The 25,046-nt window shown below is 57.4% G+C and carries 25 protein-coding genes and 1 other RNA gene; 10 read left to right on the top strand and 16 right to left on the bottom strand.

Features of this window, described 5'->3' with window-relative positions:
- Positions 1 to 14: 14 nt before the first annotated feature.
- The gene (locus tag ACSBQS_RS09805; RefSeq protein WP_033643325.1) at positions 15 to 575 is read right to left on the bottom strand and encodes a 3'-5' exonuclease; all 561 of its coding nucleotides are present in this window, start codon (positions 573 to 575) and stop codon (positions 15 to 17) included.
- Between the two features lie 306 nt (positions 576 to 881).
- A complete protein-coding gene (locus ACSBQS_RS09800; RefSeq protein WP_089194855.1) occupies positions 882 to 1,364 on the bottom strand; it encodes a hypothetical protein in 483 nt (160 codons plus the stop codon).
- Positions 1,365 to 1,589: 225 nt separating this feature from the next.
- Here ACSBQS_RS09800 and ACSBQS_RS09795 point away from each other — a divergent pair, with 225 nt between their 5' ends.
- A complete protein-coding gene (locus tag ACSBQS_RS09795) occupies positions 1,590 to 1,886 on the top strand; it encodes a hypothetical protein (RefSeq protein ID WP_033643321.1) in 297 nt (98 codons plus the stop codon).
- A 160-nt stretch (positions 1,887 to 2,046) separates the two neighbouring features.
- Here ACSBQS_RS09795 and ACSBQS_RS09790 read toward each other — a convergent pair whose 3' ends face one another.
- Positions 2,047 to 2,223, bottom strand: a complete 177-nt coding sequence (locus ACSBQS_RS09790) for a GhoT/OrtT family toxin (protein WP_033634815.1) — start codon at positions 2,221 to 2,223, stop codon at positions 2,047 to 2,049.
- An 871-nt stretch (positions 2,224 to 3,094) separates the two neighbouring features.
- Here ACSBQS_RS09790 and ACSBQS_RS09785 point away from each other — a divergent pair.
- The gene (locus tag ACSBQS_RS09785; RefSeq protein ID WP_042784718.1) at positions 3,095 to 3,784 is read left to right on the top strand and encodes an alpha/beta hydrolase; all 690 of its coding nucleotides are present in this window, start codon (positions 3,095 to 3,097) and stop codon (positions 3,782 to 3,784) included.
- 174 nt (positions 3,785 to 3,958) lie between these two features.
- Here ACSBQS_RS09785 and ACSBQS_RS09780 read toward each other — a convergent pair whose 3' ends face one another.
- From ACSBQS_RS09780 to yeaG, 3 genes are all read right to left on the bottom strand, one after another.
- Positions 3,959 to 4,189, bottom strand: coding sequence for a hypothetical protein (locus tag ACSBQS_RS09780; RefSeq protein ID WP_033643319.1), 231 nt, complete (start codon positions 4,187 to 4,189; stop codon positions 3,959 to 3,961).
- A 328-nt stretch (positions 4,190 to 4,517) separates the two neighbouring features.
- Positions 4,518 to 5,786, bottom strand: coding sequence for a YeaH/YhbH family protein (locus tag ACSBQS_RS09775; RefSeq protein WP_033643318.1), 1,269 nt, complete (start codon positions 5,784 to 5,786; stop codon positions 4,518 to 4,520).
- 131 nt (positions 5,787 to 5,917) lie between these two features.
- Positions 5,918 to 7,852, bottom strand: coding sequence for a protein kinase YeaG (yeaG, locus tag ACSBQS_RS09770; RefSeq protein WP_016927472.1), 1,935 nt, complete (start codon positions 7,850 to 7,852; stop codon positions 5,918 to 5,920).
- 426 nt (positions 7,853 to 8,278) lie between these two features.
- On the opposite strand from yeaG, the gene ACSBQS_RS09765 reads away from it, so the two are divergent.
- Positions 8,279 to 9,043, top strand: coding sequence for a MipA/OmpV family protein (locus ACSBQS_RS09765; protein ID WP_069100696.1), 765 nt, complete (start codon positions 8,279 to 8,281; stop codon positions 9,041 to 9,043).
- Positions 9,044 to 9,137: 94 nt separating this feature from the next.
- Here ACSBQS_RS09765 and ACSBQS_RS09760 read toward each other — a convergent pair whose 3' ends face one another.
- Both ACSBQS_RS09760 and gapA read right to left on the bottom strand, forming a co-directional pair.
- On the bottom strand, positions 9,138 to 10,013 hold the full coding sequence (locus ACSBQS_RS09760) for a D-hexose-6-phosphate mutarotase (protein WP_033643316.1): 876 nt from the start codon (positions 10,011 to 10,013) through the stop codon (positions 9,138 to 9,140).
- A 193-nt stretch (positions 10,014 to 10,206) separates the two neighbouring features.
- A complete protein-coding gene (gene gapA / locus ACSBQS_RS09755; RefSeq protein WP_016927474.1) occupies positions 10,207 to 11,202 on the bottom strand; it encodes a glyceraldehyde-3-phosphate dehydrogenase in 996 nt (331 codons plus the stop codon).
- 348 nt (positions 11,203 to 11,550) lie between these two features.
- On the opposite strand from gapA, the gene msrB reads away from it, so the two are divergent.
- Both msrB and ACSBQS_RS09745 read left to right on the top strand, forming a co-directional pair.
- Positions 11,551 to 11,964, top strand: a complete 414-nt coding sequence (gene msrB, locus ACSBQS_RS09750; protein WP_197666134.1) for a peptide-methionine (R)-S-oxide reductase MsrB — start codon at positions 11,551 to 11,553, stop codon at positions 11,962 to 11,964.
- A gap of 63 nt (positions 11,965 to 12,027) precedes the next feature.
- Complete coding sequence (locus tag ACSBQS_RS09745) at positions 12,028 to 12,300, top strand: YeaC family protein (protein ID WP_004932218.1); 273 nt, start codon at positions 12,028 to 12,030, stop codon at positions 12,298 to 12,300.
- Between the two features lie 45 nt (positions 12,301 to 12,345).
- On the opposite strand, the gene ACSBQS_RS09740 is transcribed toward ACSBQS_RS09745, so the two are convergent.
- The 4 genes from ACSBQS_RS09740 to sppA all read right to left on the bottom strand — a co-directional run bounded on the left by ACSBQS_RS09740 (position 12,346) and on the right by sppA (position 17,478).
- Positions 12,346 to 13,623, bottom strand: a complete 1,278-nt coding sequence (locus ACSBQS_RS09740; protein WP_197666135.1) for a glycoside hydrolase family 18 protein — start codon at positions 13,621 to 13,623, stop codon at positions 12,346 to 12,348.
- Between the two features lie 233 nt (positions 13,624 to 13,856).
- The gene (gene pncA, locus ACSBQS_RS09735) at positions 13,857 to 14,489 is read right to left on the bottom strand and encodes a bifunctional nicotinamidase/pyrazinamidase (protein ID WP_089191889.1); all 633 of its coding nucleotides are present in this window, start codon (positions 14,487 to 14,489) and stop codon (positions 13,857 to 13,859) included.
- Between the two features lie 22 nt (positions 14,490 to 14,511).
- A complete protein-coding gene (gene ansA, locus ACSBQS_RS09730) occupies positions 14,512 to 15,528 on the bottom strand; it encodes an asparaginase (RefSeq protein WP_033643312.1) in 1,017 nt (338 codons plus the stop codon).
- A 93-nt stretch (positions 15,529 to 15,621) separates the two neighbouring features.
- Positions 15,622 to 17,478 (bottom strand): signal peptide peptidase SppA, encoded by a 1,857-nt coding sequence (gene sppA / locus ACSBQS_RS09725; protein WP_089194849.1) that lies wholly within the window; start codon positions 17,476 to 17,478, stop codon positions 15,622 to 15,624.
- 160 nt (positions 17,479 to 17,638) lie between these two features.
- Here sppA and ACSBQS_RS09720 point away from each other — a divergent pair, with 160 nt between their 5' ends.
- From ACSBQS_RS09720 to ACSBQS_RS09700, 5 genes are all read left to right on the top strand, one after another.
- Entirely contained in the window at positions 17,639 to 18,190 is a 552-nt protein-coding gene (locus ACSBQS_RS09720) for an NAD(P)H nitroreductase (RefSeq protein WP_004932204.1), read from the top strand.
- A gap of 157 nt (positions 18,191 to 18,347) precedes the next feature.
- Positions 18,348 to 19,391, top strand: a complete 1,044-nt coding sequence (selD, locus tag ACSBQS_RS09715; RefSeq protein ID WP_042784711.1) for a selenide, water dikinase SelD — start codon at positions 18,348 to 18,350, stop codon at positions 19,389 to 19,391.
- A gap of 8 nt (positions 19,392 to 19,399) precedes the next feature.
- Positions 19,400 to 20,509 carry a tRNA 2-selenouridine(34) synthase MnmH gene (mnmH, locus tag ACSBQS_RS09710; protein ID WP_164057232.1) on the top strand — a complete coding sequence of 370 codons (1,110 nt, stop codon included), beginning with the start codon at positions 19,400 to 19,402 and terminating at the stop codon, positions 20,507 to 20,509.
- Complete coding sequence (locus tag ACSBQS_RS09705; protein WP_021503851.1) at positions 20,509 to 22,434, top strand: DNA topoisomerase III; 1,926 nt, start codon at positions 20,509 to 20,511, stop codon at positions 22,432 to 22,434. Before mnmH ends, ACSBQS_RS09705 begins: the two co-directional genes overlap by 1 nt.
- A complete protein-coding gene (locus ACSBQS_RS09700) occupies positions 22,431 to 22,727 on the top strand; it encodes a YnjH family protein (protein WP_033643308.1) in 297 nt (98 codons plus the stop codon). Before ACSBQS_RS09705 ends, ACSBQS_RS09700 begins: the two co-directional genes overlap by 4 nt.
- A 21-nt stretch (positions 22,728 to 22,748) precedes the next feature.
- Here the strand turns inward: ACSBQS_RS09700 and ACSBQS_RS09695 are convergent, their stop codons facing one another.
- The 4 genes from ACSBQS_RS09695 to ACSBQS_RS09680 all read right to left on the bottom strand — a co-directional run bounded on the left by ACSBQS_RS09695 (position 22,749) and on the right by ACSBQS_RS09680 (position 25,010).
- Positions 22,749 to 23,150 (bottom strand): pyrimidine (deoxy)nucleoside triphosphate diphosphatase, encoded by a 402-nt coding sequence (locus tag ACSBQS_RS09695; RefSeq protein WP_033650971.1) that lies wholly within the window; start codon positions 23,148 to 23,150, stop codon positions 22,749 to 22,751.
- Positions 23,151 to 23,194: 44 nt separating this feature from the next.
- On the bottom strand, positions 23,195 to 24,001 hold the full coding sequence (gene xthA / locus ACSBQS_RS09690) for an exodeoxyribonuclease III (RefSeq protein ID WP_004932192.1): 807 nt from the start codon (positions 23,999 to 24,001) through the stop codon (positions 23,195 to 23,197).
- A 102-nt stretch (positions 24,002 to 24,103) separates the two neighbouring features.
- A complete protein-coding gene (locus ACSBQS_RS09685) occupies positions 24,104 to 24,676 on the bottom strand; it encodes a TIGR00730 family Rossman fold protein (protein ID WP_004932190.1) in 573 nt (190 codons plus the stop codon).
- Positions 24,677 to 24,882: 206 nt separating this feature from the next.
- A non-coding RNA gene (locus ACSBQS_RS09680) (RtT sRNA) lies at positions 24,883 to 25,010 on the bottom strand.
- Positions 25,011 to 25,046 lie beyond the last annotated feature (36 nt).

Raw genomic sequence — 25,046 nt, 5'->3', positions numbered from 1 at the left:
AGGGGCAAAGCGGGTCAGCGCTGCGCTCCCGGGCGGAGATAAAGCGCCGAGACGGTATCGGCCACATAACGGGCCTGATGGCGAGCGTCATCCAACGCGCGATGCGGCATGCCTTCGAACGGACGGGTCTTTTTCGGGTTAAAGCCGTGCAGTTCCGCCAGCGTGATCACCGTGCGCACATCCTGGGTATCCCAGAATTTCCACGGACAGGGCATCTCCAATTGCTGGAAGGCGTGTTCGAGGATTGCGCAGTCGAACTCTTTACCGTTGCCCCAGACCTTTACCGTATCGGTGCTGTTCATATGGATAAAACGGCTGAGACTGCTCAGCACGCGCTTGAGGCTCTCGGTGCCGCCGAAGGCCAGCTTGCGCGCTTCATCGGATTGTTTCGCCCACCAGGCAACCGTGTCCAGGCTTATGGTTCGTCCCGGCTGATCTTTCTGGCTGCTGACGGCGGCCTCGAATTCTGCGCCAAGTTCGCCGGTGCGGGGATCGAAAAACACCGCCGCGACCACCAAAATCACGGCGCTGGGTTTTATATCCAGGGTTTCAATGTCTAACATCAGATGGTGCATCGGCGTTTCCGGTGGTTGGCGTGGTGGCTTAATGTTACTACAGAACGTGCGCCGATGCGGCCAGTGCGCACATGAAATCCTTTTAAAGCGCCTCGTTCAGGTTATGATGCTGGAGATACTCTTGTCAGGTTGGTCGCTATCGGTGAGAACGCTTATCTTTATTTTGTGCATGGTTGGCTACTTGCTGCTGCTGGGCTACCTTAGCGTGTTCGTCACGGACAAGATCTGTGAGAAGGCAGGCAACTACACCAAAATATGCCGCATCGTAGACATTTCAGAGCCCCATATCCCCAGATAGCACCGCGTTTAGCCGAGGTAATCGGTGGTGATCAGCGGGGTCAGGATCGCCGCCAGCGCCGCGAGCGTCGTCCATTGCCGCCAGCCTAGGCGAGCCAGCCAGTCATGCCGCTGTGGCGGCGTGGCCAGCTGCCCGACGGCCACGGTGCCGGTCAGCAGCAGCGTCAGAATCAGCAGCACCAGGCCACGGCTCACCAGCGTGAACTCAATGTGCAGCACATTGGCGTAATACAGGCGCATCAGAATAAAATAGCCCAACAAGATCCAGGCGAAAACGACGTTTTTCTTGAGCACCTGTTGCAACATCAGCGCGAGAAACAGGCTGTGACACAGCGATAGCAGCGGGGCTTCGATCGGATGCCGAACGCAGACGTTGTAGACCGCCATGTAAATGTTGAAAACCAGCAGGATATAGATCACATAAATATACCAGCCGTAGATCACTTTGAGTTTTTTGGCGCTCGGCGGCAGGGAGAGTGCGTCCGGTTTCATTAGGGCCTCCTGATGACGCCACGCAAACGCTGCAGTTGAAGGCGGCGCGTCGGCATCGTAATTTATAATCCACAGGGTATATATCACCCGAGCGCTAAATGAGAATTAAACGCTGAACCGGCTTTATTCCCGCGTTTGCGCGGAACTATTTTTGGCCCGCAGGGTCGATTGGCGAGCGATCGCCAGGCGATTCTCGCACTGAGATGAAGCAAGCAATACGCTGATATGAAAGATTATAAAAACACGCATGGCACCAGGCTGCTGCTGATATTCACCCTGGCGTTTTACATCCTGTTGCCGCCTGTGCTGACCGCCTGCGTCTTCACCCGTTTCAATCTTAATCCCTTCGCGATCGTCAAATTCTTGCACTTTAATCCGTTCTTCGCCGATCGGGGCATACCCGGTTATCAGACTTTCCTCTACCTGCTGATGCTTTGGTTGGGGGGGAATATTTTACTATGGCTGATGGTATGGGGCGCGGGGCGGCTGTACCGCCGTTGGCGATCGCGGCGCGGTGAATAGTCGCCCCCTAAATAATACGTTACGCGGGGAAATGGCCTTTCATTTAACAATGCGCCGTATCGTCACTTGTTTCGCCGGTGAGGGGGCAGCGTCGTCGGCTGACCCATTCCATTAGCACGGCTGTTTAAAAGCATCCGTGGCGGCACAGCCGGTTAGGGCGTTAGAACAGCGAAAACAGCAAGACGACCGGCAGACTCAACGGCCAGGTTAACCCGATGGTCAGCGCGCTGATGCAACGAATTTTGACGGTGTCCCTGCTTACCAGGTAGGTGAAAATCATTGAAACTAACAGACCAATAAAATAACAGTATTGCGTTGCAACCCACAGCGACGACATGAAACTCGATCCCAGTTGTATTTTTACGCGCGAATTTTAGGAGCTTGGCGGGCGATAATCAATGACCGAAGGCCGTTAATTCATGCCTTTATCCATAAGAATGCATAATTTATTTCTATAAAGAATGTAAGGTTATTAACGGCTTTATGTTTATTACGAAAAGAAATCAACAACATAGTTACCGGTAACATTTTAAGGTTGTCAGCCTGATTTCAGGCGGGAACGGTGTGAAGAAGGAAAATAGTCATTCAGATGTCCGGAAACGCGACGAGGTTATCAATCATAAATTTTATTGATGTTTTAGTGGGCGAGCAGACGAAGGCGAGATCGCGTTGCGCCGGCGAGCTTTGGGTTCTTTTTAGCTGTCGGCGGGCGAATGATGGGATAGAAACATGCGGGGAGAGGGGTTTTTAGCGCATCGTCCGGATGCGCTGCCGGTCAGCCAGGAAGGGGGGGTTGGTGTTGCTGTAGGTTTAATGAATGTTAAGACCGTAGACGAACAGCCACGAAAACAGCAGCGCCAGCAGGCATGTCATCAATACGATGGAGATCATTTCCTTCACAACTTCATTCCTTTTCCCGATGAACCAAATTTACTTGTCTTTGTTTTTGCGTGGGATTTTAGATCGGTATGGGTAAAAATCCTAGTTTTAATCCCGTTTTTTGCACTGCCGCCACGGCGTACGCTGCCTCGGCAAGTCATGACGACGCCTGTAAACCGAGCGCCTTAACCCGTCGTAGCTATTGCCGAATACCGCAGTGCTAACTATATAAATGGAGATCGCGCGACGTCGCCGGCTGCAAGGCGCGTCCCTGTAGGGCGGCTGTTGATCTGTCTACAGCGCCTCCAAATGAGATGAAGAGGTCGGCAATGAGCACAAAACCAACCATCGTGCTGGTGCACGGATTCTGGGGCGGCGCCGCGCACTGGAGTAAGGTGATTATCGAGTTGTCGCGCAGGGGCTATTCGGCGATTCATGCGGTGGAAATGCCGCTGACCTCACTGGCTGAGGATGCGGAACGGGCGCGCAAGATGGTCGCGCAGCAAGCGGGACCGGTATTGTTGGTGGGGCACTCTTACGGTGGCGCGGTGATCACGGAAATGGGCAACCAGCCTAACGTGGTCGGCCTGGTCTACATTGCCGCGTTTGCGCCGGATGCCGGTGAAAGCCCCGGTGGCATTACGCAAGCGCATCCTCCTGCGGCAGTCGCGAATCTGATTCCGGACAGCGACGGTTATCTGTGGATCAAGACCGACAAGTTTCACGAAAGCTTTTGCCAGGATCTTACCGCCGACGAGGCTCTGGTGATGGCGGCGACGCAGAAGGCGCCATTGGCCGATACCTTCGGCAACCCCCTCGGTGAGCCCGCCTGGAAACATAAACCGTCGTGGTATCAACTCTCCAGCGACGACCGCATGATAGCGCCGGAGAACCAACGGCGTATGGCGCAGCGGCTGCAGGCTAAGAAAGTGATGGTGCTGAAGGCCAGTCATGCCTCGCTGGTTTCCCATGCCGATGACGTGGCGGGATTGATTGACGAAGCGGCCGGTTCAAAATAAAACCCGGGCAGAAACGCGCTTCGGGCCAAAAAAGAGACACCTTGCGGCAAAGGGGTGCTTCGCTTCGCATTAGGGATAAGCGCTGATATCGCTGCCGGAGTTCATTATTAACAGCATAATCAACACCACGGCGGCGGCAATAATGGCGTAGATTTCCGCCTTGCGCATATCGATCTAGCGCCCGTTAACGCCGATCATTTCTATTGCCGCGCGATGCAATTTTTGAAAATACTCGTCGTGCTGTTGTTCAACTTCCTGAATAAGACTGGCCAGCAGATTCTGTTTGGTGATCGGTTTGTTGGCGATAAGCACCAGCAGCACGCTTTTGCCGAGCAGGCAGCAGATTTGCTTATGGTATTCATCAACATCATTCTTGTTGAGGCCATAGAGGGTGTAATCGATCATGGTGTCTAACCTGCTGACAGGTAAATTGCCCGCCGAAGCGGGCTGAGAAGCCATAGAAAATAAAATGAGTCAAATTTCGCTTAGGGTGGAACCCGATGCGTGTGTTAACGATAACTGAATGGGAATATTCCCATCAAGACGCATGAGGGAGGATGTGAAGGTTTAGGAATAACCTCAGAAGAAATAATAATAGAGGTCGTCATTCGGGATAATGCGGCTTATTATTTTGCCGGTGAAGGTCAAAATTTATGTGTGAGGGATATATCAGGGTGAAAAAGAAACAGCCGGAAAACGGGTTCTCCGGCTGCTATGATTACCGCGATATTATTCACGCGGTCTGTTTGCGGAACAGTTCGCGGAATACCGGATAGATATCGTCCGGTTCGCGGATATGCTGCATGGCGAAGTTGTCGAATTTCGCTTGCAGATCTTCGTATTCGCGCCACAGCGTTTGGTGAGCGCGGCGAGTGATTTCGATGTAGCTGTAGTACCGCACCATTGGCAGGATCTTCTTCGCCAACAGCTCGTGACACAGCGGTGAATCGTCGGCCCAGTTGTCCCCGTCCGACGCCTGCGCGGCGTAGATATTCCATTGCGCCGGATCGTAACGCTCTTCGACCACGTCGTTCATCAGTTTCAATGCGCTGGAGACGATGGTGCCGCCGGTTTCCTGCGAATAGAAGAACTCCTGCTCGTCCACCTCTTTCGCCTGGGTGTGATGGCGAATATAGACCACCTCGACGTTTTTGTAGGTTCGGCTCAGGAACAGATAAAGCAGAATGTAAAAACGTTTGGCCATGTCTTTGGTGGCCTGATCCATCGAACCGGATACGTCCATCAGGCAGAACATCACCGCCTGGCTGGAGGGCTCCGGCCGACGCTCGTAGTTTTTGTAACGCAGATCGAAGGTGTCGATAAACGGCACGCTTTCGATTTTCTTGCGCAGTTCGGCAATCTCTTTGCGCAGCCGCTCTTCTTCCAGCAGTTGCACCGGCTCGGTGTTTTCCAACTGGGTCAGCGCGTCTTCCAGTTCGTGCAACGCGCGCCTTTTACCGGCGGTCATGGCGGTACGCCGCGCCAGCGAGTTTTGCAGCGAACGCACGACGCTGATGTTGGCCGGCACGCCATTGGCGGTGTAGCCGGCGCGGTGGGTTTTGAACTCGGTCAGCTGCTTGTACTGATTCTTTTTCAGGTTGGGCAGGGCGAGATCCTCGAACAAAAGATCGAGGTACTCGTCTTTGGATATCTGGAAGACGAACTCATCCTGGCCTTCACCGTCCTGGCTGGCGTTGCCCTGGCCGCCGCCACCGCCTGCGCCGCCCTGAGGCCGTTCGACGCGATCGTTCTGCACGAAGTGGTCATTGCCCGGGTGAACGCGATGGCGCGTGCCGCCGCGCCCCTGATGAAACATCGGTTCGTTGATATCGTCAGTGGGGATAGAGACTGACTCCCCGCTGTCTACGTCGGTGACCGAACGCTTGTTGATGGCTTCGGCAATCGACTGTTTGATTTGCGACTTGTAACGGCGCAAGAAGCGCTGGCGGTTCACCGTGCTCTTGTTTTTGCCGTTCAGCCGCCGGTCAATGAAATAGGCCATACTTCCCCCAAACGACGTTGCCAACTCTTCATGTCCCGGCGCGGCAGCGCAATGTGTCAGCCCCTCCGTGGGCTGCGCTGCAACGTCCATGACTGTGGACATGGCCCTGATAATGCCGCTTACCTGAGGCGTTATGAGGATTTTCTGACCCGCAGATACCATTCACACAGCAGGCGCACCTGCTTGCGGGTATAGCCTTTCTCCATCATGCGATCGACGAAGTCGTCGTGTTTTTTCTGCTCGTCCGTCGATGTTTTGGCGTTGAACGAAATCACCGGCAACAGTTCTTCGGTATTGGAGAACATCTTTTTCTCGATCACGGTGCGCAGCTTCTCGTAGCTGGTCCAGTTCGGGTTGCGGCCGTTGTTGTTGGCGCGGGCGCGCAGCACGAAGTTCACGATTTCGTTGCGGAAATCTTTCGGGTTGCTGATGCCGGCCGGTTTTTCAATTTTCTCCAGTTCGGCGTTCAGGGACTCGCGGTCGAACAGCTGGCCGGTGTCGGGATCGCGATACTCCTGATCCTGGATCCAGAAGTCGGCATAGGTGACGTAGCGGTCAAATATGTTCTGTCCGTATTCCGAGTAGGATTCCAGATAGGCGGTCTGGATCTCTTTGCCGATAAACTCGGCGTATTTCGGGATCAGATAGCCTTTCAGGTGCTCCAGGTATTTCTCCGCCAAATCCTGCGGGAACTGTTCGCGCTCGATCTGCTGTTCCAGCACATAGAACAGGTGCACCGGGTTGGCTGCCACCTCGGCGTGATCGAAGTTGAATACCCGCGAGAGGATTTTAAAGGCGAAACGGGTGGAGAGGCCGTTCATGCCTTCGTCAACCCCGGCGTAGTCGCGGTATTCCTGATAGGACTTGGCTTTCGGGTCGGTATCTTTGAGGCTTTCGCCGTCATACACGCGCATTTTCGAGTAGATGCTCGAGTTTTCGGGCTCTTTCAGCCGCGACAGCACGCTAAAGCGCGCCAGTGTTTCCAGCGTGCCCGGCGCGCAGGGCGCATGGGTCAGCTCACTGTGATCCAGAAGCTTGTCGTAAATTTTGATCTCTTCCGACACGCGCAGGCAGTAAGGCACCTTGACGATATACACGCGGTCGAGGAACGCTTCGTTGTTCTTGTTGTTACGGAAGGTCACCCACTCGGATTCGTTGGAGTGCGCCAGAATAATGCCGCTGAACGGCAGGGCGGAGATGCCTTCGGTGCCGTTGTAGTTGCCTTCCTGGGTTGCGGTCAGCAGCGGATGCAGCACCTTGATCGGCGCTTTGAACATCTCGACGAATTCCATAATCCCCTGGTTGGCGCGGCACAGGGCGCCGGAATAGCCGTAGGCGTCCGGATCGTTCTGCGCGTGGTTCTCCAGTTTACGGATGTCCACTTTACCGACCAGCGCCGAGATGTCCTGGTTGTTCTCATCGCCCGGCTCGGTTTTGGCGATGGCGATCTGTTCCAGAATGGAAGGGCGCACTTTCACGACTTTAAACTTGGTGATATCGCCACCGAACTCATGCAGGCGCTTCGCCGCCCACGGCGACATGATGGTGCCGAGATAGCGACTTGGGATATTGAACTCTTTTTCCAGGATCGTGGCATCTTCCTGCGGATTGAACAGGCACAGCGGATGATCGTTGACCGGGCTGCGTTCGCCGTTGGCGCTGAGGGTGTAGATGGGCACGCGCTGCATCAGCGCTTTCAGACGTTCCGCCAGCGAGGACTTGCCGCCGCCCACCGGGCCCAGCAGGTAAAGGATCTGTTTCTTCTCTTCCAGGCCCTGAGCGGCGTGTTTCAGGTAAGAGACGATCTGTTCGATGGCCTCTTCCATGCCGTAGAACTCTTCGAAGGCCGGATAGCGTGCGATCACGCGGTTGGAGAACAGGCGCGACAGGCGTGATTCTAGCGCAGTGTCGACCATCACAGGTTCACCGATAGCCATCAGCAGACGTTCGGCCGCGTTGGCATAGGCACTGCGATCTTGCCGGCAAATGGTAAGAAATTCCTGCAGTGTGAACTCTTCGTCCTTGGCAGCTTCGTAGCGCTGGCGATAGTGGTCAAATATGTTCATGATGCCCGTCCTTTCGTTATTAGCACAGGTTAAAGAGAGCGTGTGATAGTGTTCTGGCTCCCGAAAGATGAGAATACGCCTGAGTACAGCAACCCGTATGCCAACTTGGTGCGCTTATTATCGCGAGTTGCGCTGTATGCCACTGGGCCCAGGATAAATTCACCTTCTGATTTAAGCTTAGTTTGCTTGCCGGAAAATTTCCTGCCGTAGAAAAAGCTTTTTTTAAGTCATATCAATGACTCAGTTATTGCCGGGATAACCAAATGCCTTGTCTGGCGCGGCCTGCGGCATGAATCGTCATCGTTCCGCCATGATTAATTCATAATTCCGCTATAAGTTATTCGATCTTGGTCGTTTTCTATTGTAAAGATTAGGCGCGTAACTAAATTTTCACATAAACTATTGCGGCTATTAACCCTGTAATTTATGGAAAAAGAACCAGTGAAGATTTCAAAACTCAAAACGCTAGCAATTATCGCTTCCGCAATGGTTTGTGCGCAAAGTGCCCAGGCGGGAACCTGGTCACTGGGTGCTGCCGCGCTGGTTAGCCCGGACCCGTATCGCGGTTATCAGGATCGCGTTTATCCGGTGCCCGTCATCGACTATGAAGGTGACGACTTCTACTTCCGTACTCTGACCGCCGGTTACTACCTGTGGAAAGATCAAGAAAATCAGCTGAGCATCATGGGGTATTACACGCCATGGGGCTACCGTCCGGGCGACAGCGACGACGATCGCATGAAGCGTCTCGACAAGCGTCGCGGCACGCTGATGGCCGGCCTGGCCTATTCACACAACGCAGAGTGGGGCACCATTCGCACCACCTTCACCGGCGACACGCTGAACTACAGCAACGGGCTGGTGGGCGATGTGGCCTATCTGTACAAGTTTGATCTGGACGCGTTGACGCTGGTTCCGGGCGTAGGCGTGATGTGGAACAGCAAAAACCAGAACAAATATTACTATGGCATCAGCGCCAATGAATCGCGCCGCAGCGGTCTGGACAGCTACACCCCGAGCGATAGCTGGGCGCCGTATCTCGAGCTGAGCGCCAATTACCAGATCAACAAGAGCTGGAACGCCTTCTTCCTCGGCCGCTATGTGAAGTTGTCGGATGAAGTGAAAGACAGCCCGATGGTGGATAAATCTTACACCGGTTTGCTGATGACGGGTGTGAGCTACACCTTCTAATCGCGCATTGCACGATAAGCGTGCATGGCGTGCATCAAAAAGGGGCGCGAGCGCCCCTTTTGCACATCCGTAGTGCGCTGACGCGCACGGGGTTTCAGGCCTTTTTACGGCTGCGGAAGGTCACACCCAAACGGGCGGGTTGTTCGCCGGCGGCGACCAGCGGTTTGCTGACGCGCCCGGTCTCAACGCAGACCATGGTCTTGTAACCGTCGTTCGGCATGTCTCCCATGCTGCAGGACAGCTCTACGCCGGGGTTCCAGGCGATAACGTCGCTCATATGATGGTGATGAACCTCGATGGTGCGTGCGAGCGCCGGATCGCGGATCAGGCTGAAGGCCTCCGGACGGGTATAGACGCGGTCAGTTTGGCCGACGAAGGTCACTTCGCCCGTCTGACGCGCTTCGACGCCGCCCGCCACCTTATCAATATAAGGTTCGCCCAGGCCCGCCACGCTGACCCGATCGATATCGCCAACCTGGAAGTAGCTGTGCAGCGCCGCCGTGGCTTGATAATCGCCGTGCGATTCCAGTTCGATCTCGCACTCTTCACCCAGCTTGAAGCGAGCAATCAGCGTGAAGGCGTGCGGCCACAGCTTGCGGGTCTGCTCATTGTCTTTCAGCGTAAAGGTCAGGATGACGCCGTTGTCATCTTCATCGTGCGCCGTCAGGCTCCAGGGCTGGTTGCGGGCGAACCCGTGGGAGGGTTGCGCCACCGGGCCGAACCACGGCCAGCAGATCGGCACGCCGCCGCGGATGGCCTTGCCTTTGGCGAAAGGCGTGTTGTTGCTGAGCCAAATCACCGGCTGCTCACCGCTAGGCTGCCAGGCCAGCAAATGGGCGCCCTGCAGCGCGACCGCCGCGCGCACTTTCGGGTGCGACACGACCACCACGCCCAGCTCATCGAGTTGGCGCTGGCTGATATAAGGAGAAATCTGTTCGGAAACGGGCAGGGTGAAAATTTTCTCGTTCATTTCATAACCTATTGTTTGCCGGAAATAGAAATGGACCCTATTAGCTTTCGGGTCACAACCAGGCCCTCAGGCGCATGCTTAGACAGTGACTGAGGTGAGTGTGTGCAGCGAACAACGCTGTGACTCGAAAGATGACGGGTAAAAAAAGGGCGACAAAAAATGTCGCCCTCATTATCAGCTTAACATCATGCCATTACTTGGAGATGTGAGCGATCAGATCCAGAACCTTGTTGGAGTAGCCGGTTTCGTTGTCGTACCAGGAAACCAGTTTCACGAAGTTGTCGTTCAGTGCGATACCGGCTTTGGCATCGAACACGGAAGTCAGCACTTCGCCGTTGAAGTCGGTGGAAACCACGTCGTCTTCAACATAGCCCAGAACGCCTTTCATAGAGCCTTCAGCGGCGTCTTTGATGGCTTTCTTGATTTCTTCATAGGTAGCCGGTTTTTCCAGACGCACGGTCAGGTCAACAACGGACACGTTAGGGGTCGGTACGCGGAACGCCATGCCGGTCAGTTTGCCTTTCAGCTCTGGCAGAACCACGCCAACCGCTTTCGCTGCGCCGGTAGAAGAAGGGATGATGTTCTGGGATGCGCCGCGGCCGCCGCGCCAGTCTTTGTGAGACGGGCCATCAACGGTTTTCTGAGTCGCGGTGGTGGCGTGAACGGTGGTCATCAGGCCTTCAACGATACCGAAGTTGTCGTTGATGACTTTAGCCAGCGGCGCCAGGCAGTTGGTGGTGCAAGAGGCGTTGGAAACGATGTCCTGGCCGGCATATTTGTCAAAGTTGGCGCCGCGAACGAACATTGGGGTCGCATCTTTGGATGGGCCAGTCAGAACCACTTTTTTAGCGCCGGCGGTGATGTGTTTACGCGCGGTTTCGTCGGTCAGGAAGATACCGGTCGCTTCAGCAACCACATCAACGCCCACTTCGTTCCACTTCAGGTTAGCCGGGTCTTTCTCTGCGGTAACACGGATGGTTTTGCCGTTAACAACCAGATGGCCGTCTTTAACTTCTACCGTACCGTTGAAACGGCCGTGAGTAGAGTCATACTTCAGCATGTAAGCCATGTACTCTGCGTCCAACAGGTCGTTGATTGCAACGATCTCGATGTCAGAACGCTCTTGAGCAGCACGGAAAACAATGCGACCGATACGGCCAAAACCGTTGATACCTACTTTGATAGTCATATATTCCACCAGCTATTTGTTAGTGAATAAAAGGTTGGTTGTAAAATTACAAAAACCTTACCCAGCGTCAAGCGGAATCGTGTCAATACTTGCGGCAAGTCAAACCGGAAGGGTGGTTTTGCACGCTTATTGCACAGTCCATTTGCGCTCGGCCTCATCCGTTATATGGGGACAAGCCGCCAAGTATAAAGTCAGCATACGCAAGATGTGTGATCGCTATCACATATCATCGTGACGTGGCCTTTATGGGCTACAGTTTAGGCCAAAAACCCCTGCAGCGGTGTTAATTTTTTGTTATTATTAATCATTGTTTTCGTTGACATTATCCACATTCAGAGATAAGCACAAATGGCTAAAGAGACAACCCCCGCTCATCCGGTCACGGAACTGAATGAAATCCAACGTTATGTCACGCAACAGCGTGGCACCGAAGCGCCGTTTAGCGGCAAATTGCTGCAGAACAAGCGTGAGGGCGTGTACCATTGTCTGTGCTGTAACCAGCCGCTGTTCTATTCCGAAACCAAATACGATTCCGGCTGCGGCTGGCCCAGCTTTTACGAGCCGGTTTCCGCCGATGCAATCCGTTATCTTGATGATAATTCACATAATATGCATCGTGTTGAAATCCGCTGTGGCCACTGCGACGCGCACCTGGGGCATGTATTCCCCGATGGCCCGCAGCCGACCGGTGACCGTTACTGCGTCAATTCCGCCTCGCTGAGTTTCACCGATGGTGAAAATGGCGATCAAACGGCCGGTTAAGCGGTAATTTAACCAACAAAATCGATTCAGCTAATTATTCTTCCGTAAGCGAGAAGGGCCCTGATGGACGTGAAAGATCTGATTGCGGCGATGACGCCCGAGATATACCAACGCCTGGTGCAGGCGGTTGAACTGGGCAAATGGCCGGACGGCGTGGCGCTGACGCCGGAGCAAAAGGAAAACAGCCTACAGGCGGTGATGCTGTGGCAGTCGATGAACAACGTCGATCCGCAGCATATGAGCATCGGCACCGACGGGCAGATCGTGATGAAGAGCAAACAAGAGCTGAAGCAGCAGTTCGTTGCCGAGCCGCTGGTGAAACTCAAGCCGCAGTAAGGCTCCACCCCTAAAGCGGGGCGATGTCGCCATCGCCCCGTCGATTCAACGTTTCTCGCCCTTTATGCCCAGCGATTCCGCCAGCTGCTGCGCCAGCCGGTTATTGTCGTCTGCGCCGTATTCCCAGAACATCGCACCGCCCAATCCCTGGCTTTTGATGTAATCGGCCTTGATGGCCACCGAACGCGGGTTCTCGTACGAGATGGCGAACAGCGGTTTGCCTTCGGCGGATTGCAGCGTCAGGTATGGCACTTTGGCGTCGTCATCCCAGTGCTCGCGGAAACGCTGCTGCGGATCGTTGAGCAATTTGTTGACGATATCGCGGTATTTAAAATAAGTGTCTTTGCTGAGATCCAATCCCAGCGTGCGGAACAGGGCGATTTCTCGCGCGCTGAAGTAAGGCTGCGTCACCGGATGGTTGGCGGCATCCGGTTTGTCCCAGTCGATGCCCGCCTCGGTCGCCCGTTTCGGCACCCGGCCGTAGAAACCGATCCCGAGGTTCATCTGCGCCGGTTTCAGACCGGCGGCCAGATAATGCTTTACTACGTTATCGGCGCTGTAGCGATCGGCGGCGGCTACGGTTGGCCAACGCGTTGAATCGTACAGGTTGGCATTGAAGTACTGCGTGCCGTAAGCCATGTCGTAGGTCATCAGATTGATGTAATTGAGGTAGGGCGCAATATTTTTCACATCGACCCATTCACGTGGGCTTTTGACGTTGGCGCCAACGGCGATGGTCAACAGTTTGCCTTTACCCAGCGCCTGATGAAGCTCTTTCAGCAGCAGGGTGAAGTTGTCGCGGTCTGCCGGTTGGCTTTCCACCAAACCCCAGGCGCCGTTTACCGGGTATTCCCAGTCCAGATCGATCCCATCCAGCCGGTACTGCTCGATCACCTGCAACGCGGAGCGAATGAAAATCGCCCGGTTTTCCGCGGTGGCGGCGGCGCCGGAGAAACCGCGTGCGCCCCAGCCTCCGACCGACAACAGCACTTTCAGCTCGGGGTTCTGTTTGCGCAGCACCGGCAGACGTTGCAGATCGGCCGTGACTTTCGGCGACAGGTAGATCTGGTGGCGGCGAGCGGGGTCTTTCAGCGCCGCATTGGTTTCGTCTTTCTCGTCGTTGTAGATCAGGCCAAACGAATAGTTGAGGTGGGTGATTTGCGTCACGTCCAGCTTGTCGATGTCACCACCGGGGCCGGCGGTGACGTCGCCGCCGCCGTTGAAGTAGCCGACGGAGAGATAGGCCGCCTGAGCCGCGCCGATACCGGCGATAGCCAACTGCACCGCCGCCAGCAAAGGCAGCAGTTTTCGGGTTATTTTCATGTTTGTCTCCTTGGGATCGGCAAGGCCGACCGTACCGCCAGTAGCGGTCACAATAAAGCCGGGCTCAGCGGGCCCCGGATGCGTATAACCGTTTGACGCCAAAAGCGTCGCTGCCATAACAGCAAAAGCGCCTGCCGGTCACAAGCGGCTGGAGGAGAAGAAGAACAGCATTGTGAGCGGCGTCGATATTTTCGCCGCCGCCCAGAGAGGGCGCCGATAGCGCCCGGCAGGATTTAATTGGCGAGAAATTGTGACAGGGTAACTAGCTGCGCGCCGGCGCGCGCCATTTCCTGCAGCGCCCGCTCACTGTCGTCCGGCTGCAGATTCACGCCGCGGCAGCCGTCGACGATCACCTGCGTCGGATAGCCGGCAGCCAGCGCATCCAGCACGCTGAACTTCACGCAATAGTCGGTTGCCAGGCCCATGATCGCCAGCCGCTGAATGCCCTGCGATTGCAGCCAGCCGTGCAGTTCGGTCTGCGCCCGGTGGCCGTTATCGAAGAACGCGCTATAGCTGTCGATGTCCGTATCCTGTCCTTTGCGAAAGACGGCATTGATGTGTTGCCGCTGCAGTTGAGGATGAAAATCGGCGCCGAGGCTCCCTTGCACGCAGTGCACCGGCCACCACACCTGCGGCAAACCTTCCAGTTCACCGAGGGTGCCGACTTGCGCATCGGAGTTCACCGCAAAGCTGCGGTGATTGGCGGGATGCCAGTCCTGGCTGGCCACCACCGGTTCGCCGCGCGCCAGGCAGGCGGCGATCGCCTGATTGGCGACCGGGATGACGGCGTCGCCCTCCGTGACCGCCAGCGCGCCGCCGGGGCAGAAATCATTTTGCAGATCAATCAACAACAGGGCCGTTTTCATCGCCGCTCCAAAGATCGGTAGGTTAACCGTTGATGCTCAGCTCGCCGCGCAGATCTTGCTGCATCAGGGCGCGGATTTGTTCCGGCGTCAGCGGCTGGCTCAACAGGTAGTGCAGCTTGGTCAGAGCGGCTTCCACCGTCATGTCGAAACCGCTGATCACCCCGGCGTGCGCCAGCGCGTTGCCGGTGGCGTAGCCTTCCATATTGACGCGCCCGGAGATGCACTGCGTCAGGTTGACCACTACGATGCCGCGTTCGGAAGCCGCGCGCAACTCGTCGATCAGCTCGGCCTTCTGCGGCGCGTTGCCGACGCCGTAGGAGCGTAAGATCAGCGCCTTGACCGGCTGCAGCAGGAAGTTGCGCACCACCGCGCCGGAAATGCCCGGATAGATGGTGACGACGCCGATCGGTTGTGGCGTGATGTCATGTACCTGCAACGCACCGTTGCAAACCGGGCTGTCGATGCCGTGCTGGCGACGAATGTGGATACCGGCTTCCAGCAGCGGCGGCAGGTTGGGTGACGCGAAAGCGTCGAAGCCGTCGGCGTGCGCTTTGGTAGTACGGTTGCCGCGGAACAGCTTGTTGTTGAAGAACAGGCTGACTTCGTTCACCGGATGGTTGGCCGCCAGGTACAGTGCATTCAGCAGATTGGTTTGGCCATCGGAGCGCAGCTCCGCCAGCGGAATCTGCGAGCCGGTGACGATCACCGGTTTGGCCAGGTTCTCCAGCATGAAGGAGAGCGCCGAGGCGGTGAACGCCATGGTATCGGTGCCGTGCAGGATCACGAAGCCGTCGTAGCGATCGTAGTTCTGTTTGATGTCGTCGGCGATGTGCTGCCAGTCTTCCGGCGTCATGTCCGAGGAATCGATGAGCGGCGCGTATTCATGAATGGTGAAATCCGGCATCTCCGGCCGATGGAATTCCGGCATCAGCGCCAGCTGACGCTGCAGGTGGCCGGAAACCGGAATATAGCCGTGCTCGGAACGCTGCATGCCGATGGTGCCGCCGGTGTAGGCGACGTAAATGGATTTCTTTTGCATGGTTATGATTTTAACAAAGATAAGATGGGCTGAATTATAGGGACATGGCGGCAGAAAAAAAGCCCGGCGGAGGCCGGGCTGCAGAATTATTTGTTAGCGGACTTCTCCGCAGGTCAGACAGATCGCGTAACGGTTCTGCGGATCGTTCAAGTTATTGAACAAACCCGGCTGCTCTTTCACCGCATTGGCGACCGAGGCCAGCGGGGCAGGCAGCATGGCCTGAATCGCCGCCGGCAGCATGGCGTGAATGGAAACGCCGAACTGGCTGAGCACCATATCGCTCAGGCTCGGGGTGTCGACGAACCAGTCGAGCTGCCACTGTTGCAGTTTCGCCAGCTCAGCGGCTTTCTTCACCGCATCGTCGAAATCGCCCAACTGATCGACCAGGCCGTTGGCCTTGGCGTCGCTGCCGAGCCACACGTGGCCCTGTGCGATTTGGTCAACCTGCTGCGGGGTCATCTTGCGTGATTTGGCGACCAGATCGAGGAAGTTCTTATACCCGTTTTCGATATTCAGCTGCATCATCTGCGAGAACTCCTGCGGCAACGCCTTGGTGACCGCGATATCGGCCAGCGGGGATGTCGCTACGCCGTCGGTGTGCACGCCCAGCGTATCCAGGGTTTTCTCGTAGGTATTGATGATGCCGAAAATACCGATGGAGCCGGTCAGCGTGCTCGGGCTGGCGATGATGTAGTCGGCCGGCGTCGAGACCCAGTAACCGCCCGACGCGGCCATGCCGCCCATCGACACCACCACCGGTTTGCCGGCGGCGCGCACGGCGGCCAGCTCGGAGCGGATCACTTCGGACGCGCTGACGCTGCCGCCAGGGCTATTGACGCGGAACACCACGGCTTTGACGGCCGGATCCAGACGGGCCTGACGCAGCTCGGCGGCGGTGGTGTCGCCCCCGACGTTGCCCGGCGTCTGCGGGCCGTCAATGATGGCGCCGTTGGCGAACACCACGGCGATCTTGCCGCCCTGGTTGGCGTCCGGCTTCGGCTGGTAGTCGTAGATGCTGATGGCGTTGAAATCGTTCGCCTGTTTGTCCCAGCCGAAGGTTTTGACCAGCTGATTTTCGATCGCGGTGCGCGACGCCAGCTCGTCCACCAGCTTATTGTCCAGCGCATAGCGGGCGGTGTCGCCGCCTGCCGCCTGCAGGCCGCTCAGCACGCCGGCGGCGCCGGGGAACAGCTGCTGCGGCGTCAGCTGCCGGTTGGCCGCCACGGTTTCCAGATAGTTCTGCCACAGGCCGCCGATCCAGCGGCTGTCCGCTTCGCGCGCCGCCGGGGACATGTCGTCGCGGATCAGCGGTTCGACCGCCGATTTATAGGTGCCGACGCGGAAGATATTGGTGGTGACCTTGAGCATGTCCAGCAACGACTTGTAATACAGGTTGTTGGTGGCGAAACCGTGCAGATCGACCGCGCCCTGCGGCGAGAGGTAGACCTTGTTGGCGTAGCTGGCCAGGTAGTATTGCGTTTGATTGTAACTGTCGCCGATGGCGAAGATCGGTTTGCCGCTGTCGCGGAACTCGCGCAGCGCTTTGCCGATATAGCGCAGCGAGGGCTGATCGGCGCCGGCGAAGTCATTCAGCTGCAACACCATGCCGGTAATGTTTTTGTCGTCTTTGGCCTTGCGGATGCTGTCCACCACGTCGAACAGCGAGTTCTCCTGCAGGCGGCTGCTGGAGGCGCCCAACAGTTCACGCCCCCATTGCCGCACCCGGTTGTTTACCGAAGGCTGATCGACCACCACGCCGCTTAAATCGACCAACAGCGCGCCGCGCGCCGGGGCCGTTGAGGTGGAGGAACTTTGGAAGGACAGATAGATGCCGACCCCAATCAGGATCAGCAGGACCAGGAACAGGTTAAGGATCAGTTCCCTGATAAAATTCAGCAGACGCCATGTCCACCGGAAAATGCCGGCAATAATTTGCCACAATGTGCGCATGTGCTCTCCAACAAGAGTCGAGAATGTTCCGCTATCCTAATGAGCGGCCGGGTAAATGTCAGCTTTAAATCGTGGCACACAGACGCTATCGCCGAGGCTGTAACTCGCCGTTTAGCTATGTTAACGTGGCCGGAATGAAAATTGTTATCAGGAGTTTACGATGGATGCTCTGGATCTTTTATTGAATCGTCGCTCGGCTTCGCGCCTGGCGGAACCGGCGCCGGCGGGGGAAGTGCGCCAAAACATCATCAACGCGGGCCTGCGTGCGCCCGATCACGGCGCGCTGCAGCCGTGGCGTTTCGTGATGATCGAGAATCAGGGCCTGGAGCGCTTCAGTCAGCTGCTGCAGGCGGCGGCGAAGCAGGATCAGCTGGATGAGGCGGCGATCGAAAAAGCCACCAAGGCGCCGTTCCGCGCACCGCTGATCATCACCGTCATCGCGCATTGCACTGAAGAGACCAAGGTGCCGCGCTGGGAGCAGGTGGTTTCCGCCGGTTGCGCCGTGCAGGCGATGCAGATGGCGGCGCTGGCGCAGGGCTTTAACGGCATCTGGCGCACCGGCGCCTGGACCGAGCATGCGCTGGTGCGTGAAGCCTTCGGTTGCCGCGAGCAGGACGAGATCGTCGGTTTCCTCTATCTGGGCACGCCGCAGCTGAAGGCCGCCACTAAAGTGACGCCGCCGGACAGCACGCCTTTCGTCAGCTATTTCTAAGTATTATCCGACGGGGCGCGGCGAAAATGCGCCAAACCCCGCAAAATTGCATGGTTTCTGAGCAGGCCGTTCGCTTATCGGCGGCACGCTCTTATCAATCCCCTCGGCAAGCGCTACCCTATGTTATCTTGAGTGCCGTTATCGAAGGGAGTGGACTATGACATCGCCAGCGATCCGTTTAACCCAGTACAGCCATGGCGCTGGCTGCGGCTGCAAAATCTCACCGAAAGTTCTCGAAACCATCCTGCACAGCGAGCGGGAGAAATTTGTCGATCCGCGTCTGCTGGTCGGCAATGAAACCCGCGACGACGCGGCGGTATATGACATCGGCAACGGCGTCGGCATTATCAGCACCACCGATTTCTTCATGCCGATCGTCGACGATCCGTTCGATTTCGGCCGCATCGCCGCCGCTAACGCCATCAGCGACGTGTACGCCATGGGCGGCAAACCGATCATGGCGATCGCCATTCTCGGCTGGCCGATCGCCAAACTGCCGCCGGAGGTGGCGCAGCAGGTGATCGACGGTGGGCGTTTCGCCTGCCAGCAGGCGGGGATCGCGCTGGCCGGCGGCCACTCCATCGATGCGCCTGAACCTATCTTCGGCCTGGCGGTCACCGGCGTGGTCAATACCGAGCGGGTGAAGAAGAACAGCGCCGCGCGGGCCGGGGCTAAACTCTATCTGACCAAGCCGCTGGGCATCGGCGTGCTGACGACCGCCGAGAAGCAAAGCAAGCTGCGCCCCGAGCATCAGGGGCTGGCGACGGACGTGATGTGCCGCCTGAACAAGCCGGGCGCCGACTTTGCCGAGGTGGCGGGCGTCACGGCGATGACCGACATCACCGGTTTTGGCCTGCTGGGCCACCTGAGCGAGGTATGTCAGGGCTCCGGCCTGCAGGCGACGGTCTGGTTCGATCGGGTGCCGAAGCTGCCGGACGTCGAGGCGTATATCGCCGAGGGCTGCGTGCCGGGCGGTACCGGGCGCAACTTCGACAGCTATGGCCATCTGGTGGGCGAGATGAGCGATCTGCAGCGCCAGTTGCTGTGCGATCCTCAGACCTCCGGCGGTTTGCTGTTGGCGGTATTGCCGGAGGCGGAAGCGCAGGTGCTGGCGATTGCCGAACAGCATGGCATTACGCTCAACGCCATTGGCGAGCTGCATGTGGCATCGGCCGATAAGCCGCTGATCGAGGTCGTGTAGTGTCCAACATGCAAGGAAGGCCGGACAGCGACGATTACCAACGCATTTTCCTGCAGGACGTGCCGCTGATTGACGTGCGCGCGCCGATCGAGTTTCAGCAGGGCGCCTTCGCTCAGGCGCTGAACCTGCCGCTGATGATCGACAGCGAGCGGCAGGCGGTGGGCACCTGCTATAAACAGCATGGGCAGCAAGCGGCGATAGCGCTCGGCCACAGTCTGGTGAACGGCAAACTGCGCGAACAGCGCACCGCCGCCTGGCTGGCGGCCTGTGCGCAGCGGCCCGAAGGCTATCTCTATTGCTTCCGCGGCGGTCTGCGCTCGCAGCTGGTGCAGCAATGGCTGCATGAGGCCGGCGTCGAGTACCCGCGGATCATTGGCGGTTATAAGGCGTTGCGCAATTATTTGCTCGGCGTGCTGGCGCAAAGCGCGGCATTGCCGATGGCCCTGGTGGGCGGCAATACCGGCAGCGGCAAGACGTTGCTGGTCAACGAATTGGCCGACGGCGTCGATCTGGAAGGCGCGGCGCGCCATCGCGGTTCATCTTTTGGTCGAACGCTGGCGGGCCAGAGCTCGCAGATCGATTTTGAGAATCGTCTGGCTGTGTTATTGCTGAAAAAACAGCATGGTGGCAGCCGCCGTTGGGTGCTGGAAGACGAAGGGCGGATCATCGGCAGCAACAATTTGCCGCTGCCGTTGTTCAATGGGATGCAGCAGGCGCCGGTGGCGGTGATCGACGATCCGTTTGACATTCGCCTGGCGCGTTTGCAGGCGGAATATATCGACGGCATGCGCGAACAGTTCGAACAGGCCTATGGCATGGAAGAGGGCTGGCGACAGTACGACGACTATCTGCACCACGGCCTGTTTGCCATACGCCGCCGCCTGGGGCTGGAACGCTTCCAGCAGCTGACGCAACGACTGGAAGCGGCGCTGCGGACACAGCGGCTCAGCGGCCAGGGCGAGGCGCACCGCGAGTGGTTGGCGCCCCTGTTGCAGCAGTACTACGATCCGATGTATTGCTATCAGTTGGAAAAGAAAGCCCAGCGGATTGTCTTCCGTGGGAACTATGCAGAAGTAAGAGAATTCTTGATGACGTTCAGCCAGAAAAACGGTGAATAATGCGACTGTTCATAGCCGAGAAACCGAGTTTGGCGCGCGCCATTGCCGACGTATTGCCCAAGCCGCATCGCCGCGGCGACGGGTATATCGCCTGCGGCAACAACGATGTGGTGACCTGGTGCGTAGGCCACCTGTTGGAGCAGGCTCAGCCTGACGCTTATGACAGCCGCTATGCGCGCTGGTCATTGGCGGATCTGCCGATCATTCCCGAAAAATGGCGGTTGCAGCCGCGGCCTTCGGTCAGTAAACAGCTCAACGCCATTAAAAAGTTGCTGCTTGAAGCCGATGAAGTAGTTCACGCCGGCGACCCGGATCGTGAAGGGCAGCTGCTGGTGGATGAGGTGCTGGACTACCTGGATCTGACGCCGGAAAAACGCCAGAACGTGCGCCGCTGTCTGATCAACGATCTCAACCCGCAGGCGGTGGAGCGCGCGGTTGAACGCCTGCGCGACAACCGTGACTTCATCCCGCTGTGCGTGTCCGCTCTTGCGCGCTCACGCGCCGACTGGCTGTACGGTATCAATATGACCCGCGCTTATACGCTGCTGGGCCGCAACGCCGGTTATGACGGCGTGTTGTCGGTGGGCAGGGTGCAGACGCCGGTGCTGGGGTTGGTGGTGCGGCGCGATGAAGAGATCGAAAACTTCGTGCCGAAAGACTTCTTTGAGGTCAAGGCGCACATCGTTACGCCGAAAGAAGAGCGTTTCGTGGCGCTGTGGCAGCCCAGCGAGTCGTGCGAGCCTTATCAGGACGAAGAGGGGCGTTTGCTGCACCGGCCGTTGGCGGAGCACGTGGTCAAGCGCATCGAGGGCCAGCCGGCGCTGGTCACGTCCTATAACGATAAACGGGAATCAGATACCGCGCCGCTGCCGTTTTCGCTCTCCACGCTGCAAATCGAAGCGGCCCGGCGTTATAACCTCAGCGCCCAACAGGTGCTGGACGTTTGCCAGCGGTTGTACGAAACCCATAAATTAATCACCTATCCGCGTTCCGACTGCCGCTACCTGCCGGAAGAGCATTTCGCCGGCCGTCACGCGGTGCTGAACGCCATCAGCGTGCACCAGCCTGAGCTGTATCCGCAGCCGGTGATCGACAGCGATCGCCGCAACCGTTGCTGGGACGATAAAAAAGTCGATGCGCACCACGCTATCATTCCCACCGCCCGTGCCGGCAAGATTAATCTGACGCAGGATGAACGGAACGTGTATGGGCTGGTGGCGCGCCAGTATCTGATGCAGTTTTGTCCGGATGCGGTATTCCGCAAATGCGTGATTGAGCTGGATATCGCCGGCGGCAAATTTATCGCCAAGGCGCGTTTCCTGGCAGAAGCCGGTTGGCGTACGCTGCTGGGCAGCAAGGAGCGCGACGAAGAAAACGAAGGCGCACCGCTGCCGGTGGTGGCTAAAGATGATGAGCTGCTGTGTGAGCGCGGTGAGGTGGTGGAGCGCCAGACGCAGCCCCCGCGGCCGTTTACCGACGCCAGTCTGTTGTCGGCCATGACCGGCATCGCGCGCTTTGTACAAGATAAAGCGCTAAAGAAAATCCTGCGGGCGACCGATGGTTTAGGTACGGAAGCGACGCGAGCGGGGATCATCGAATTGCTGTTCAAACGGGCGTTTCTGTACAAGAAGGGACGCTATATTCACTCCAGCGAAACCGGGCGCGCGTTGATTCACTCGCTGCCGGATCTTGCTGCGCGTCCTGATATGACGGCCAACTGGGAGGCAACGCTGACGCAAATCAGCGAGAAATCCTGCCGTTATCAGGACTTTATGCAGCCGTTGGTCGGCACGCTGCAAGAGCTGATTTATCAGGCTAAGCAGAGCCGGGCGAGCATGGCGTTTCGTGGGTTGCCGCCGCCGCCTTCCAGCGGAGGCAAAAAACGCAGGAAAAGCGCCGGTAAGGCGCAGGAGAAGAGTGAATGAAGCACGGACTCAATGGGGTGCTGGCTGCCGCTGCCCTGGCGTACTGCGGCCTGGCGGCCGCCAACCGGGGCGATGTGGACGTGGTGTTGCCGGTTTCGCCGGAGATTTGGGGCACGGCGAAAAACGGCGCCAATTCGCCACCGGCGCAACCCTGCAACCGCTGTTGCGTCTACCAGAATCAAAACTATTCCGAAGGCGCGGTGCTCAAAGTCGAAGGAGAAGTGCTGCAGTGCGTGCGTGAGCCTAACACCATCGGCACCAACCCCTTGATTTGGGTGCGATTGAAGAAGTGACCATGTAACCTATCGCCGCGCTCAGCGTGCATCGCCTTGCGCGGCGATATAGTCCGCCAGCAGTGGAACGTCGGCCGGGGCCAGGGTATATTCCTGCGCCTGTTGCGGCGTGACCCACACCAGCGCTGAGTGACAATGCAGCTGCAATTCACCGGAGAACTCCGCGACTCGCCAGGCGTGTAGCCGGATGAGGCGTTCGCCTTGCTGCCACTGATTGCTGCCCACATAGTTGCCGATACGGGCGCAAATCCCCAATTCTTCATCCAGTTCGCGCGCCAGCGCCTGCGGTTGGCTTTCACCCGGCTCAACTTTGCCGCCGGGAAACTCCCACAGACCGGCCTGATCGCTGTCTGCGCCGCGCTGGGCCAGCAAAATGCGGCCATTTTTTTCCAGAATGGCGGCTACCACGTCGATAATTTTCATTGGCTTCACAGAGTAAAACCCCGGCGGACGCCGGGGTGATGGGGTTACAGCGTAAATTCCGCCCAGACCGGCGCATGGTCGGAAGGTTTCTCCATGCCGCGGGTTTGGTAATCGATGCCGGTGGCGATGCAGCGCGAAGCCAGCGGGGTGCTGGCCAGCAGCAGATCGATACGCAGGCCGCGGTTGTCGTCGAACCCTTTGGAGCGGTAGTCGAACCATGAGAACTCGTCGTTGCGCCCCGGGTTGGCGTGGCGGTAGGTATCGACCAGGCCCCAGTTCAGCAGGCGATCCATCCATTCGCGCTCTTCCGGCAGGAAGGAGCATTTACCGGTGCGCAGCCAGCGTTTGCGGTTGTCTTCGCCGATGCCGATATCGTAATCGCTGGGGCTGATATTCATGTCGCCCATGATCAGCACCGGGGATTCCGCCGACAGCTGCTGCTCCAGGTAGTTTTGCAGATCCTGATAAAAGCGTGTTTTAGCCGGGAATTTGATCGGGTGGTCGCGGCTTTCACCTTGCGGGAAGTAGCCGTTGATCACCGTCAGCGTGCCCTGCGGCGTAGCCAGATCGGCCATGATGATGCGACGCTGCGCGTCTTCTTCATCGGTCGGGAAGCCGCGGCGCACGGCCAGGGGCTCCGCTTTGGTCAGCAGCGCCACGCCGTAATGGCCTTTTTGCCCGTGATAGAACACGTGATAGCCGTGCTGGCTGACTTCTTCCAATGGGAACATGTCATCGTGAACTTTGGTTTCCTGCAGACCGATCACGTCGGGCTGGTGCTGTTCGATAATTGCCGCCAGCTGATGCGGACGCGCGCGCAGTCCATTGATATTAAAAGAGACAAACTTCATGAGCGGTGCCGTTTTCACGAGAAAAATGTGCTGTGATAGTAGCAGAGTTTGGCGGGAAATGTAACGCAGACAGCGGCGAGCCCGCTGACTGCGCAGCCGGCATTATTTCGCCCAGCGGTCGTAATTTTTGGGTTGATAGTCGTCAAACTGTTGCAGCAGCGTTTGCGCCGATTCGCTGATGTGCAGCGTACCGAGATAGTCGTGGCGCATGAAGCCCTGATCGGCGACGTGTTCGAGGAACTGGCTCAGTGGGCGATAGAAACCGTTGACGTTCAGCAGGCCGACCGGTTTGTTGTGATACCCGATTTGCCCCCAGGTCCAGATTTCAAACAGCTCTTCCAGCGTGCCGATGCCGCCGGGCAGGGCGATAAAACTGTCCGCCAGCGCCGCCATACGGGCTTTGCGCGTATGCATGTCTGGCACCACTTCCAATTCAGTCAGGCCGCGATGCGCCGTTTCCGCTTCAACCAGGCGCTCGGGGATAATGCCGACAGCTTCACCGCCCGCCGCCAACACCGCGTCCGCCACAATCCCCATCAGTCCTTTTTTGCCGCCGCCGTAGATTAAACGGCGTCCCTGTGCGGCCAGCAATTGCCCCAGTTGGCGAGCCTGCTCGGCATAAGCGGGATTGACACCTTCGCTGGCGCCACAAAAAACGCAAATATTGTTTCGCATCCACCTGTTCCTTACTGCACTAAAGAAGCCAGTGGTATAGCGAATTGTCGGCCGGAGTTCAAGTTACGGGCGGAGGAGAGAAATAAAACGTCTGGATCAAAGCGGTTAATAAGGGGAGATAACTTGATTTATTGATACGAGAACATTGGATGCAACGTGTTGGATGCGATGTGCTTTAAGTGGGTTTTGGGATTTTCTGTAAGAGATGGTGGTGGGGGAAGGATGATTCGTCGCTGCGCGACTCACCCTGCGGGCCGCGCTAAAGCGCGTTGTCTCACTGCGTGAGACTCGAACCTTGGTCGAAGCTTCTCATCCTTCCCCAATACGGAGCATTATGGAGGCGATGTGCTTTTAATTCGGTTTTGGGATT

The organism is Serratia sp. H402Y (assembly GCF_051172415.1).
GTDB lineage: Bacteria > Pseudomonadota > Gammaproteobacteria > Enterobacterales > Enterobacteriaceae > Serratia > Serratia ureilytica.
This window is presented reverse-complemented; position numbering and strand designations above follow the sequence as displayed.